Raw genomic sequence first — 13,799 nt, 5'->3', positions numbered from 1 at the left:
CATGAATTATAGCGGAGTTACCTTAATGCACATTTTTCTAAAAATAGTTACCTTTAGTTGTTTTTTACTCTTTTCCTTGTTTGCTTTTTCAGCCGTTGAGGAAGTCGTACTGCCACCTATTCTTGACTACTACCCTAATTGTGAATACCAAGTCATTAAAGAAACGAGTGTTATTGGTATGGCTAAAGCGCAGCAAATGGCTAAAACTACCAAGAGATTATTAAATCAATTACAACAAAAAGCGATAGATGCTGGCGCCAATGGTGTGATTATCATCGATAAAAAAATAGAAGATATTAACGTTTTAGATGAAAAGGGTGGGCAACAACAAATACGTTTTTTTGCTAAGCTCATTGTGCAGTGTCAACAGAAAAAAGTAGCCCATGAAATGGGCACTCCACATGTCATCCATCAAAGATTTACCGCTTATAATCATGACGGTGTTAAAGCAAAAAGTATGATGACCTTCAAATTGACTTCTGCTGACTCTAGAGTTGGCCGGCCTGAAGTTATCAATACTGAGGTATCTTTGGCTAACGGTCTTTATGGCGTAAAGTTGGGCGATAGCTATCAACAAGTCATCAAAAAATTTGGTGAGCCTAATGTGCAATTAACCTTGCTGGCTGATGAGTTGATTATAGGTTACGGAAGACACCATTGGTTGCATTTTCAATTGGATAAATTAGTAAAGGTACAAAGTACTTTGCCATATTTATCAGCCAGTATTTTGAATAAAATTCCTTTACTTGATTTTTTTGATGCCAATGCTTGGAAGATCAACAATAAGGTCGGTCGAAAAGCACTTTTAGAGGAAGTTTATTCTGCATTAGCGTTAGATAAACCTTTAAATGAAAAGAATCAATTAGTCTTTAATAGCCAAGACAAGGTGCTAACACTAAATTTTATTGCCAGTAAAAATTCTCATACCAATGAAAAGAAATATACGTTGGGTGGCTTCTCTATGGAGCAAAGCAACTATAAAGAAAGTCGTATGCTGCCTTTTGATGATCAAGTGATTCAAAACGAGGCAATTACACAGGCGTATTTAGCCCTAGTATCAAACAAAGAGATAAACGTTAATAACCTTGCAGAGCAGCTTGGTGAAGCTAAAGGGCGGATAGTATTGCCAAGAGGGATCACTATCAATCTTTATAACCAACATTTAATGTTAAAGGTAAACGCTACTGAACTTGTTGAAATTCATTTGTTGGAAGAAGTCTTTATAAACGATAACGCTAATTCAAAAGCTATTTGGGCTTTGGGGGATTTTATTCAAGGGGGATCATTTGAACAACTTCAACAGTCTTTTCCTGACGATGCCTATGAAAGTAATTATGGTATCGAAATACCGTCGGTAGGGTATTCGTTATTTTTGCTCTTTGATGATTATAATAAGGGAAAACCCTTATATGAAGCGGTAATTAGCATATATTAATTACAGTCTAGCGTCGGTAGGGTATTCGTTATTTTTGCTCTTTGATGATTATAATAAAGGAAAGCCGTTATATGAAGCGGTAATTAGCGTATATTAATTACAGTCTATAATGAGTCGTTAAAGATCAATATTGAGTCGTTAAAAATCAATATTTGCTAATTTCACTGAAGTTCTGTTTTAGTAAACTCAGTGAAATTAGCTGCAGCGATTAGTCGCTAATAGATCAAGTTACCCGAGTAACTTGCCTAAACCTTGCGTTAATACTTGTTTTGCGTCTTGCCCTTGTGGAGTGTCTAAGTAGCTTTGAGCACTAGATACAAAGCTGCTTATCATTTCTGGATTTAAACCTAATGCTTCAAATTGCTTTTTTATATCATTAATAGACTTTAATGAATCACTGTATTGTGAAGCTTTGTCAAGTAAACCGCTTAAGCCTTTGCCAGAGCTAAGTTCGCTAATATCAGGCATTTGACTAACAAGTCCATCGACACCCGGTAATGATTTAGCTAACTGACTAAACTGTTCTGTTGAAACATTACTTTTTACGTAATTAAAGATAGCACCCATACCGCCAGCTGCTTGTTCAGTATTAACATTTAATGAATTTGTTAATTGTTCAACTAAACCTTCAGTGCTTGGCAATTTTACACTTTGCTCTTCAACTTCGCCCATTCCAACAAAGCTTTTTAAGCTATCAAACCAGCTAGTTTCCTGTGCCATAGCCGAACTGCTTAATGTTGAAATAGTTAATAAAATGATAATTTTTTTCATGGGGGATTTCCGTAATGATTAAAAGTTATTAATAAATTAAGGTAATTGTACGACATTTTACAGTTTAATAGGAGCAAATATATCGGTTAAATTGCTAGAAATTCACAACCAAAGAATAAGTTTTGAAGAGAGTTTAACTATTTATACAAGCGTGTTTATTCTTTACAGGACTTAACCATTGCCTATGTTCATAAGGCCTATTAACGCGATACTTTTCTTTAGGCAATAAAAAAGCCTTACAAAGTGTAAGGCTTGAATTGCTCGCTGTAGGTCTAGTTTATACTAGCTTCTTTTTAGTTATTTCTTTTATTATTATTATTTTTATTTGTGTACTTCTTTAACGCGGGGCAATTTATAACAAAGCGAAAAAGCTAACGCAACAACTTTAATAGAGCATTTATACCACGATTTTTTTCGTATAAAGTAACTTTTGTTACAATTAATTATGTTTATTGAAATTAAGTGACTGATTACTAATCGCTTATTGTTTTTATATCATAAATAGATCTAATTATTACAGCAACGAATTGATTTAGAACATAGACCCAAAAAATTGCTAATGGTAGAATGCGCGCATATAAAAATGGGAAGATACTTCATGACTGAATTAAAAAACGATACTTACTTACGCGCGCTTTTGCGTCAGCCTGTAGATTACACACCAGTATGGATGATGAGACAAGCAGGGCGTTACTTACCTGAATACCGTGAAGTTCGCAAAAACGCTGGCGATTTTATGTCGGTATGCCGCGATGCTGATCTTGCATGTGAGGTTACCATTCAGCCGTTACGTCGTTTTCCGCTTGATGCCGCCATTTTATTTAGCGATATTTTAACTATTCCTGACGCTATGGGCTTAGGCTTATATTTCGAAACAGGGGAAGGGCCGAAATTTGAGCGTCCTATTACCTGTAAAGCTGATGTAGAAAAAATAGGCATACCCGATCCAGAAGTGGAATTACAATATGTAATGAATGCGGTACGTACTATTCGTAAAGAATTAAAGGGCGAAGTACCTCTGATTGGTTTTTCAGGTAGTCCATGGACATTAGCGACTTATATGATTGAAGGAGGTAGTTCAAAAGCCTTTACCAAAATCAAAAAAATGATGTTTGCTGAGCCAAAAACATTACACATGCTATTAGATAAGTTAGCGGATTCAGTGATTTCTTATTTGAATGCACAAATTGCTGCCGGCGCGCAATCTGTTATGGTCTTTGATACATGGGGTGGTGTGTTATCACCACGTGATTATAACGAATTTTCATTACAGTACATGGCTAAAATTGTTGATGGTTTAACTCGTCACAATGAGGGGCGTAAAGTACCGGTAACCTTATTTACTAAAAATGGCGGTATGTGGTTAGAGTCTATTGCGGCAACGGGTTGTGATGCAGTAGCGCTTGATTGGACCATAGATATTGAAAATGCTAAAGCCCGTATTGGCGACAAAGTTGCTTTACAAGGTAATATGGATCCTTCAATGCTTTACGCGCCATTACCTCGTATTGAGCAAGAAGTTGACAAAATTCTTGCCGGCTTTGGTGACGGTGGTACTGGACATGTCTTTAATTTAGGTCATGGTATACATCCTGATGTGAATCCAGAACATGCGGGCCACTTTATAGAATCAGTACATCGTTTAAGTAAGCCTTACCATAAGTAATATATTAATAGTTAAGCTATAAATTATAAAGGAGCCTTGTGCTCCTTTATAATAATGAGCTAACTCATTGCTAGTATTTTATTTCATCTAGTGGATATTTTGCTTAAATATCGTCATTATATAGAGTAAATTTATTACTCTCACCCCAAGTTGTAATGTATGACAGACCCTTTAAATAACGAACTTGATAAGCTGAACGAGAGCGATAGCTTGCTAGCAAAGGAAGCCATTTCTTTGCTAGACAAATACCGTAAGCTCGAAGATCGTTATACTGCACTTTTTAAGTTAAACCAGTTATCTCATGACTGTGCAGATTTAAGTATGTTTTATGGTCAAGTTCACCAATCCATTGCATCAGTGATGAGAGCTGAAAATTTTTATATTGCCCTTTATGACCAAACCCTTTCAACGTTAGAGTTCGTTTATGATGTGGATGAAAAAGATGATTATCCTCTAGGTAAGTCACCCCTTGAAGCATTTGAAGGTTCTATGACTTGCTATGTTATTGAAACGGCTAAACCACTCTTGGCGACCCCTGAAATTGTGACTGAATTAGAAACTAATAATTCAATCAAACGTATTGGCTCCGATAGCACTGACTGGCTTGGTGTACCATTACTTAATGATGGTGTTGTTATTGGCGTTATGGCCGTACAAAGTTATTCCGAAGCACTCCGTTACCAAGTAGATGACCTTGAGCTAATGGAATTTACCGCTCAGCATATAGTTACCGCTATGACCCGTTTACACGACCATGAGCGTTTACAAAATGCGGTAAATTCTCGCACTCGCGAATTAATGAAGCAAATTAGAGAACGAGAAAAATCAGAACTATTGCAAGAGTCACTTTTCAAAATATCAGAGTTAACCAACGATGCTACGCTCCATATTGATGAATTTTATTCGATGGTTCATAATATTGTTGGTCAGTTAATTAACGCACAAAACTTTTATATTACTAAATATGATCAACATTCAAAAACACTAACTTTTGTTTATTATTTAGATCAAAACTCTACCAATGCAGCCGTCGACTCGCAGCCTAGGGTATTAGGGAATGGCTTTACCGAATATATTATTCGTACCGGTGAAACTCAATTACTTAATTACCCGAAAATGTATGCCTTGTATCAACAAGGTGAGACAAAAGAGCCACAAATAGAAACTAAATCTTGGCTGGGCGTGCCATTAATACATTCAGGTGTAGTGTTGGGAGCAATGGTCTTACAAAGTTATAATTTAGCAACAACCTTTACCGAACAAGATGCCGAGCTATTGAAATTTGTTTCTCAGCATGTTGCATCAGCGATTCAAAGACGTGACATATTAGAAGTTGAACGACAGTCTCATATCCTTCTAGAGCAGCAAGTTAAGCTGCGAACTGTGGCATTAGAAGACGAAATCAAGCAAAGAAAACAAGCTGAAGAGAAGTTACAACATACGGCGTCGCACGATATTCTAACCGGTTTACCTAACCGTACTTTATTTATTAATTTATTAAACCACGCTATCGCCTGTCATAAACGAAAAGCAGATCTTAAATTTGCTGTGTTGTTTTTAGATCTTGACCGTTTCAAAGTCGTTAATGATAGCTTAGGCCACCATGCCGGTGACTTACTTTTACAAGAAATAGCCAAAGAGTTAAAAGTACTGGTCAGAGACAAAGACACTGTTGCTCGATTAGGTGGTGATGAATTTGTTATCTTGATTGAAGACCTCGAATCTAATCATGAAGCTTATGATATTGCGCAACGTATCACTGATTTTTTAGCGACGCCCTTTACTATTGAAAATCAAAGTATTTTTATTGGCACAAGTATTGGCGTGTTGTTTAATAATGAACGTTATGACAGTGCTGATATTATGCTCAGAGATGCTGATACCGCCATGTATCATGCAAAAGATAAAGGTAAGGGACGTTATGAAGTGTTTGATTCTAGTATGCAGAAAAAAGTGCAACATGCCCTGGAATTAGAAGCCGATATTCGTGATGGAATAGCCAATAGTGAATTTTCTCCTTACTTTCAACCTATCGTTGATTTAAAAACTGAAACTGTTGTTGGTTTTGAAGCACTGGCGCGTTGGCAGAGCAATAAGCGTGGTTTTGTTTATCCTGATGATTTTATCCCGTTAGCTGAAGAAACGAATTTAGTCATGGCGATTGATTTTCTTATTCTGGAAAAGTCTTGTCTACAGTTAAAACAGTGGGAAGCAATCTGTGGTCGTAACGATTTATATGTGAGCTGTAACCTCTATGGTAATCACTTTTTTAGTGCAACCCTGCCCGCAGATATTGAAGAAATAATTCAACGTGTGGGCATTAAACCTAGCCAACTAAGAGTCGAATTAACTGAGCGTGCTTTATTAGAAAATAGTGATTTAGTGCTAGAGAATATGAATACTTTAAAAGTGCTAGGCGTTAAAATTCTGCTTGACGATTTTGGTACCGGTTATTCAAGTCTTAGCTACTTACATCGTTTTCCTATTGATGTGCTGAAAATTGATCGCTCATTTATTAACAACGCTCATGAACATGATAATCATCAAGCAATCATAAAAACAATTATAGATTTAGCTACTAATTTGAATATGGGCACGGTTGGAGAAGGTATTGAAAACTTAGCCGATGCCGAACTACTAACGGCTATGGCGTGTCGGTATGGGCAAGGCTATTATTATGCTAAGCCTATGGCTGCGGCTGATTCTGAAAAATATTTACTCAAGTAGTTTATCTAAATAATACCACCACACCTTATTGGTATTAACAGTACTTTTCCCTTTGACCTGTCAGGTTTAATTGCCATTAGTGTTAACCAATAACTTTGTCACTATACTAGCGTTTTATTTTTACAATCATTATAGTGACGGTCGATATAAATCTACTGATCTTAAAAAAAATTAAGTCATAATATGAAAAAACCAATGAAATTTAAATTAATAGCCAGCGTAAGTTTATTAACTATCGCATTCTTATCTGCGTGTGGACAAAGCGAAAAAGCAACGACAACTGTTGCCGAAAAAGCACCACAAGTTAATGAAAACAATATTCGAGCTCACATAGAATTTTTAGCCGACGATACATTGTTAGGCAGAGATACCGGCAGCGATGGTTACCAAATTGCGGCTAATTACGTAAAGTCATACTTCAAGCAATTAGGTTTAACGCCTATGGGTGAGCAAGCAGGATTTGAGCAGCAAGTTACTTTTCGTAAAGCGTTTCTTGAAGAAAATAGTGCTAAGTTATCGGTAATCAATAGCGATGGTGAAGTTGCGCTCACATTTAAAGATGCGTTTATTATGTCGGGCGACAGTACATCGACAGAATCGGCTATATCAGCGGAAACTGTTTTCATTGGTTACGGCGTTGTTTCTGAAGATTTTGGTTATAACGACTATAAAGATATTGATGTTGAAGGAAAAGTTGTTGTCGTCTTAACAGGCCGTCCAGACGATTTACCTTCAGAAGAAGGCGCTCATATTGGCTCGGGTAGTGAAAAATTAAAAAATGCTGTTAAAAATGGTGCTGTTGGTTTTATCACGATTCATACGCCAAAACGCGATGCAGTACGCACCTTTACTAAAACGGCTAGTTATGCCGATGCACCAAGGCTTAACTGGTTAGATAAAGACGGAATACCTTTTGGTAAACATCCCCAGTTGAAAGGCGGAGCTTATATCAGTGCCGAGTCTGCAGCGGCTTTATTTGTTGGTGCTGAGCGAACCTTAGCGGATATACTTAGCGACGATACAAACAATGTTGCCATTAAAGGTTTTGCATTAAAATCAACCGTTGAAATGGCCAGTAAAAGTCGTCATGAAGAGATCACTAGCCCTAATATCATTGCTGCTATTGAAGGAAGCGATCCAAGTCTAAAAGATGAGTATGTTGTTTTTAGTGCGCATCTTGATCATATCGGTCTTAGTAGTCATGGTGATGAAGAAGATAAAATCAATAATGGTGCGCTTGATAACGCTTCAGGCGTTGCAATACTATTAGAAACTGCGCGTTTGTTATCGGCTATGCCTGAAAAGCCAAAGCGTTCTATTTTGTTCGTGGTGGTAACGGCTGAAGAAAAAGGCTTATTAGGATCTAGTTACTTTGCAACAAACCCAACGGTACCTACATCAAAAATGGTCGCCAATGTTAATTTAGATATGCCATTAATTTTATATCCGTTCGCCGATATTATTGCTTTCGGTTCTACACACTCAAGTTTAGGGCCTATTGTTGCGAGTGCTGCCGAAAAAATTAATTTATCGTTAAGTGACGATCCTATGCCAGAGCAGGCGTTATTTACTCGCAGCGATCATTACAGCTTTGTAAAAGCTGGTATTCCATCTGTATTCTTAATGACGGGCTTTAAATCTAAAGATCCTGAAATAGATGGTGGTGCGGTATTTGGTGATTTTCTTAAAAATCATTATCATCAGCACAGTGATGAAATAACCTTACCTATTCGTTACGATGCCGCGGCAAGTTTTGCCGAAGTGAATATGATGATAGGTTTAGAAATTGCTAATGGTGATAAGCGTCCAACTTGGAACCAAGGTGATTTTTTTGGAAAAACTTTCGCTCAGTAAAATACCTCAATAGAAAATATAAAAACGCAGTGATGAAGATCACTGCGTTTTTTTTGTTTTCTGTTTTAAAGCAACAAGCTACACTATTAATATTATTCTATAAAAAATGATTGATAACCCAATGGATGCTCACCAATATGCGCTTCAAGCCAATGGCTCTTTTGCGCTTCCCGATGCCTGCTTTAAAATTAAAGCCTTAATGGACAATGAAGATTCAAGCATTGAAGACTTTGCTAATGTGATCAGTGTCGATCCTTCGATGACTTCGCGTTTATTACAAATAGCAAATAGTGCGATTTATAGTTTTCCTGGCGAAATAAGTACTATTTCACGTGCCATTACCATTATAGGTACGCAAGCTATTTATAACATGATGTTAGTGGATGTTGCGGCAACCGCTTTTAAGCATTTTTCAAATCAGGCTATCGATTTAAAACGCTTCTGGCGAATGAGTATCTTTTGTGGCTTAGCGACTAAAAACTTAGCCATTAAAGCAGGTATACGAGATATTGAACGGCTTTTTGTTGCCGGACTCTTGCAAAATTTTGGTGAATTGATTGTCGCAAAAATAACCCCTGAGATTGCAAAAAAATGTGAAAAATATTCAGCAGAACAATTGCCTTGGGTATTACAAAAGCAAGCCTTGGGTTTTACTTATACTGATATTTCTGCCGAACTGTTAAAGATATGGCAAATACCTGAAAAAATCATTTTACCGATCCGTCACTTTAATGAAGCGAAAACTATTCAAATTAATAAAGATGTCAAGGTACTCTATTTAGCATCTCGCTTAGCTTTAGTTGATAGTCACCCTGATCAGTTTGATTATGATGATAGTGTTGATGAAAGCTTATGCGCGAATTTAAATATTTCAAGTGATGATTTAGCTCAGGCAATAGTGTTTGCGGCAGAAGAAGCGGAAAATATTCTTACTATTATGAATGGTGGGCTCTTCTCAAAATAGCAAAACGGGGCTGTACAGAAGCGTATCTTGCTAAATATATTATTTTTATTGTCTGTTTTTCAATGGCTTGGCTGGTTGTTGTCTAAGTGCAACTATATTTATACACTTAATTACTAATACCTTCGTTCTAAAAGAAGACATTAATTATAAAGCCTGCTAGCATCAGGCAATTCTTTTTTTCGTATAGTTAATAAACTATACAAAATATGCCCTACAAATAATTATAATTAAGGACATTTATGAGCGCATCGAGAGAGCAGTTTAGCTCTAAACTTGGATTTATTTTGGCAGCAGCAGGTTCTGCTGTTGGTATTGGCAATTTAGTTGGCTTTCCAGTAAACGCAGCTAAAAATGGGGGTGGCGCATTTTTAATCATGTATGCAATATTCGTATTTTTAATTTGTTTACCGGTAATGATTGCAGAAATGGCCGTTGGTCGAAAAACCCAAAAAGAACCTGTTGGCGCCTACAAAGCGTTAAGTGGCGGCAGTAGAGGTTGGGGTATCGCTGGTATATTCGGTGTCTTAACTCCCTTTATGATTGCGGTTTTTTATATGGTGCTAACGGTCTGGATTTTTGGCTATGTTGCATTAACACTCGCGGGTAAATTAGATTACTTAGCCAGTGGCAATGGTTTTGGTGAGTTCATCAACAGTCCCTATTTATTTGTTGCTATGTTTGCCGTAGCGGCTATTGTCAACTTCATCTTAGTGGCAGGTGTCAAAGAGGGCATAGAAAAAGCGGCAAAAGTTTTAATGCCAACATTATTTGTGATGTTGTTAATTATGGTGGTTTACGTCTTAACACTAGAAAATGCTTTTGCTGGTGTGAAATTCTTTATTGTTCCTGATTTTGATAAAATTACTCCTTCAGTCATTAATGGCGCATTGTCACAAGCCTTTTTCTCGCTATCACTCGGTATGGGGATTTTAATTACTTACGGTTCATATATTAATAATAAAACCGACATAGTTAATTCTGCAAAACTGGTTGCACTAACCGACACCGCTGTTGCCTTTACTGCGGGTTTAATGATTTTACCTGCAGTGTTTTCATTCAACCCGAATGTTAACCCAGCGGAATTAAGTGACAGCTCAGTCTCATTGATCTTTACTTTTTTACCTAAAATATTTTTAGCATTACAAGTGTCGCTTGGTTATATTGGTGCGAGTGCTGTTGCGGCATTTTTCTTCCTGTTGGTCTTTTTTGCTGCAATAACATCACTGGTATCGATTATTGAAGTACCCGTTTCTTACTTAGTGACTGAAAAGAAACATAGCCGCAGAAAAGCTTTATCAATTTTAATGATTGTTGGTGGCGCGCTAACAGTCTTTGCTATGGTCTCTTTTGGTATGGTGTCATTCTTTACTGAATTTACCAGTTATGCTGGGGGCACACGTTCATTCTTTGACGTGGTTTATGATATTTTCTACGATACTATTTTACCGTTAAACGGCTTTTTATTATGTGTTTTCGTTAGCTATCGTTGGAAAAAGCATAACTTGTCAGAAGAGCTGGCTATTGGTAACGATACCTATAAAGGCTCTTGGGTAGAAAAGTACGTTAACTTTTCATTAGGCACTTTTATTCCAGTCATTGTCTTGGGTATTTTCTTGAATACGGTGACACAAAAATTCTTTGCTTTTAGTATTTTTGGATTTTAGTTTATTAATCTAGACTAAACAGGCAAACGATTTGAACGTAAAGCCGCATAATTTGTTATTATGCGGCTTTATTTTTGGCCATAAAAAATTAAGTTATGAATTCAACGCTTCAAACACATCTTCAACCTATTTTAGTCAGTCTTCAAAATGAAAATAAGCTCGTCGATTGTCAGCGATTATTTCACGGTCGTGGTCATGCTTACCCTGGCTTAACCCATGTTAATGTTGATTGGTTCTCACCCGTTGTGCTTATTACGCTTTACCAAGAGGTTGAAGAGGCTTGGTTAAGTGAACAAGTTATCGTGATCCAGCAGTTGCTACCACAATGTCTATCTATTCAAGTGCAGTATCGCAGCCGAAAATTTTCGCCAAGTGAAGTACTCTGGGGAGAAGAGATTACCGCATTAAACGCACAAGAACATGGTTTGCAATATCACCTTAGTTTGGGGAAGGCACAAAATTCTGGACTGTTTCTTGATATGAGTAATGGCCGCCAGTGGGTCAAAGATAACAGTGAAGGTAAAAAAGTGTTAAACCTTTTTGCCTACACCTGTGCTTTCTCTATTGCTGCCATCGCCGGTGGTGCAGAGCAAGTCGTTAATATTGATATGAGTAAAGGCGCTTTATCAACAGGACGTGAAAACCATAAACTTAATAAGCAAGAAGCGAGTAAGGTAAAATATGAAGGTGTCGATATATTTAAGTCTTACGGCAAGTTAAAAAAATATGGTCCTTATGATTTATTAATCTGCGATCCACCTTCATTTCAAAAAGGGAGTGTCAATATTGAGCGAGATTATCAGAAAATAATTAAACGTTTGCCGGTATTAATGGCAAATAATAGTGATGTTATACTCTGTTTAAACTCTCCTGATTTAAGTGAGGACTTTTTGTTAGCGGAAGTCGCTAGAGAGTGCCCTCAGTGTCAATTTCAGCATCGTATTGATAACCCTGAGGTGTTTGTTGAGGCTGAAGCAGGTAAGGGCTTGAAAGTACTTTATTTTCGCTATATTGAAATGTCTTAATAAGCCAGACTTAGCTAATCACTATTCGTGCTGCAAGTAATATCAAAAAGCTGCCGGTTACCTTGTCAACAATATGGCTGTTTTCACGTAACTTACTAATGATATTACCGCGCGATAGTGTAAAAGTTACTAGGCAATACCATAAAGCATCAATGCTGCCTACGGTGGCGGTCATTATTACTTTTTGTTCACTGCTGGCATCTCCTGCTAAAAACTGGCTAAATAATGCGAGAAAGAAAATAGCAAGTTTAGGATTTAAAAAGGCAATTAAAAAGCCATCTCGCCAGCCATTTACCTGTGTTTTTGCCGCGGAGTCATCTTGAGAAAATACTTGGTTATTTTTTTTACTTAATAATGATTTTACCCCCAAGTAAAGTAAAAAAGCAGCGCCTGCATATTGAATAATACTAAATATTAAAGGCGATTTAACGATAATTACCGCTATGCCTGTTGCTGTAATCGCCGCGTAAAGTGCAACGCCTAAACCGTGACTAATCGCCGTCGCATAACCTTGTGGTGTTCCGCCAGCGAGGGTGTTTTTGATGACTAATGCTAAACTCGGGCCTGGTGATAAAGCGCCCATCATACAAATAACCACAAAAGATAACCATAAGTGAAATTCCATTAATTATTATTCTCTTTTTTAAAGGATTGAATCGTAATTTTGTCTATTTTACTGGCTCAACGCTAAGGTACGCACACGTAAAAAGCTAGCAAATTTTGGCACACCTCGCGCTGTTTTACCAATGTATTTAAAGGTAATTGTGCTACCAATCTTTGGTGGGTTTTTACGTTGTTCGTCAGTAAAACCACTACCAATTTTAAAGAGTAAGCCTGACTTCATTTTTACTCTTATCGATCCCATCATATTTTTGTATTTACCTTTACCTGCGATATAAGCAACAACGATCGCTTCACTATCATCATATTGTTTTAATTTTATCAGGTCTTGGCTTCTCCCTATTTTATAATAGGCGGCTTGATGATGTAGCATCAGTCCTTCCCCGCCTTTTTCGACCACGTCTGCTAAACGTTGATTCAATATCGCAATTGAGTTTACTTTCTCTTGTTTTATGATTTGCCAATAGTGATTGTCAGTTGTTGCCATCTCAGCTTTCATTTGCTTAATACGCTCACTAAAAGTACCTGAATGCTTGGGTAAATCAAAAACCATAAAGCGTATTTTCTGCCAACAACTTATTGTGATTTGCTGTTGGGGGGCATGCTTTCTAACACAGCTGCTGATCTTTTCAAATTCAGCACGCTTGCTCCATAGTTCGCCATCAAGATAGGTTAATGGCCAACCTTGAGTAAACCATTTTGGCGCATGGATAAGATTACCGCCACGGGTTAATAAGTTTTTACCGTTCCAATAACCTCGAATACCGTCAAGTTTTTCACTAACAAAATATTCGCTGATCTTTATCGGGGTTTTACTCTCTACTTTATAAGGCGTAGCCAGCTGAATTTTTGGTAACTCTGAGGTGTAGCCTTGTGGCCAAAGGATAAAACTGGTGAATATGGCAAAATATTTTAAGGTGAATATTTTCAAAATTGAACATCCTTGCTCATTTCTCGATAGGTTTTAGTATAGAAGTTTTTTTTGTGATTGCTAATGTAATGTTAATTAAATGTACTAAGCTGTTAATGTTAGTTGTTGTTTTATTGCGAAGTTCAAGGAGGAGCTATGTAT

At 37.1% G+C, this 13,799-nt stretch carries 10 protein-coding genes; 7 read left to right on the top strand and 3 right to left on the bottom strand.

All coding sequences use genetic code 11. The features are described 5' to 3' along the window. Nucleotides 1-25 precede the first annotated feature (25 nt). Nucleotides 26-1,435 (top strand): hypothetical protein, encoded by a 1,410-nt coding sequence (locus H4J75_RS13565; protein WP_182213780.1) that lies wholly within the window; start codon nucleotides 26-28, stop codon nucleotides 1,433-1,435. A gap of 228 nt (nucleotides 1,436-1,663) precedes the next feature. On the opposite strand, the gene H4J75_RS13560 is transcribed toward H4J75_RS13565, so the two are convergent. After that, complete coding sequence (locus H4J75_RS13560) at nucleotides 1,664-2,206, bottom strand: DUF2780 domain-containing protein (RefSeq protein ID WP_182213778.1); 543 nt, start codon at nucleotides 2,204-2,206, stop codon at nucleotides 1,664-1,666. Nucleotides 2,207-2,804: 598 nt separating this feature from the next. Between H4J75_RS13560 and hemE the strand changes: the two genes are divergently transcribed. The 6 genes from hemE to H4J75_RS13530 all read left to right on the top strand — a co-directional run bounded on the left by hemE (nucleotide 2,805) and on the right by H4J75_RS13530 (nucleotide 12,106). Beyond that, nucleotides 2,805-3,872, top strand: coding sequence for a uroporphyrinogen decarboxylase (gene hemE, locus H4J75_RS13555; protein ID WP_182222449.1), 1,068 nt, complete (start codon nucleotides 2,805-2,807; stop codon nucleotides 3,870-3,872). A 159-nt stretch (nucleotides 3,873-4,031) separates the two neighbouring features. After that, a complete protein-coding gene (locus tag H4J75_RS13550) occupies nucleotides 4,032-6,599 on the top strand; it encodes an EAL domain-containing protein (RefSeq protein WP_182222448.1) in 2,568 nt (855 codons plus the stop codon). A 195-nt stretch (nucleotides 6,600-6,794) separates the two neighbouring features. Then, entirely contained in the window at nucleotides 6,795-8,453 is a 1,659-nt protein-coding gene (locus H4J75_RS13545) for a M28 family peptidase (protein WP_182213771.1), read from the top strand. 121 nt (nucleotides 8,454-8,574) lie between these two features. Beyond that, complete coding sequence (locus H4J75_RS13540) at nucleotides 8,575-9,417, top strand: HDOD domain-containing protein (protein WP_083278183.1); 843 nt, start codon at nucleotides 8,575-8,577, stop codon at nucleotides 9,415-9,417. A 239-nt stretch (nucleotides 9,418-9,656) separates the two neighbouring features. Further along, nucleotides 9,657-11,081 carry a sodium-dependent transporter gene (locus H4J75_RS13535; RefSeq protein ID WP_182222447.1) on the top strand — a complete coding sequence of 475 codons (1,425 nt, stop codon included), beginning with the start codon at nucleotides 9,657-9,659 and terminating at the stop codon, nucleotides 11,079-11,081. A gap of 95 nt (nucleotides 11,082-11,176) precedes the next feature. Then, complete coding sequence (locus H4J75_RS13530) at nucleotides 11,177-12,106, top strand: class I SAM-dependent methyltransferase (RefSeq protein WP_182222446.1); 930 nt, start codon at nucleotides 11,177-11,179, stop codon at nucleotides 12,104-12,106. 10 nt (nucleotides 12,107-12,116) lie between these two features. Here the strand turns inward: H4J75_RS13530 and H4J75_RS13525 are convergent, their stop codons facing one another. After that, complete coding sequence (locus H4J75_RS13525) at nucleotides 12,117-12,731, bottom strand: LysE family translocator (RefSeq protein WP_070375724.1); 615 nt, start codon at nucleotides 12,729-12,731, stop codon at nucleotides 12,117-12,119. Between the two features lie 48 nt (nucleotides 12,732-12,779). After that, nucleotides 12,780-13,658 carry a DNA ligase gene (locus H4J75_RS13520; protein WP_182222445.1) on the bottom strand — a complete coding sequence of 293 codons (879 nt, stop codon included), beginning with the start codon at nucleotides 13,656-13,658 and terminating at the stop codon, nucleotides 12,780-12,782. Nucleotides 13,659-13,799 lie beyond the last annotated feature (141 nt).

Origin of the sequence: Colwellia sp. BRX10-1, from assembly GCF_014077545.1 — a bacterium.
Classification (GTDB): Bacteria; Pseudomonadota; Gammaproteobacteria; order Enterobacterales; family Alteromonadaceae; genus Colwellia_A.
This window is presented reverse-complemented; position numbering and strand designations above follow the sequence as displayed.

Bases quoted from the DNA above. Each gene is read 5' to 3' on its own strand.
- H4J75_RS13565 (WP_182213780.1), top strand. From the start codon at position 26: ATGCACATTTTTCTAAAAATAGTTACCTTTAGTTGTTTTTTACTCTTT.
- H4J75_RS13560 (WP_182213778.1), bottom strand. From the start codon at position 2,206: ATGAAAAAAATTATCATTTTATTAACTATTTCAACATTAAGCAGTTCG.
- hemE (WP_182222449.1), top strand. From the start codon at position 2,805: ATGACTGAATTAAAAAACGATACTTACTTACGCGCGCTTTTGCGTCAG.
- H4J75_RS13550 (WP_182222448.1), top strand. From the start codon at position 4,032: ATGACAGACCCTTTAAATAACGAACTTGATAAGCTGAACGAGAGCGAT.
- H4J75_RS13545 (WP_182213771.1), top strand. From the start codon at position 6,795: ATGAAATTTAAATTAATAGCCAGCGTAAGTTTATTAACTATCGCATTC.
- H4J75_RS13540 (WP_083278183.1), top strand. From the start codon at position 8,575: ATGGATGCTCACCAATATGCGCTTCAAGCCAATGGCTCTTTTGCGCTT.
- H4J75_RS13535 (WP_182222447.1), top strand. From the start codon at position 9,657: ATGAGCGCATCGAGAGAGCAGTTTAGCTCTAAACTTGGATTTATTTTG.
- H4J75_RS13530 (WP_182222446.1), top strand. From the start codon at position 11,177: ATGAATTCAACGCTTCAAACACATCTTCAACCTATTTTAGTCAGTCTT.
- H4J75_RS13525 (WP_070375724.1), bottom strand. From the start codon at position 12,731: ATGGAATTTCACTTATGGTTATCTTTTGTGGTTATTTGTATGATGGGC.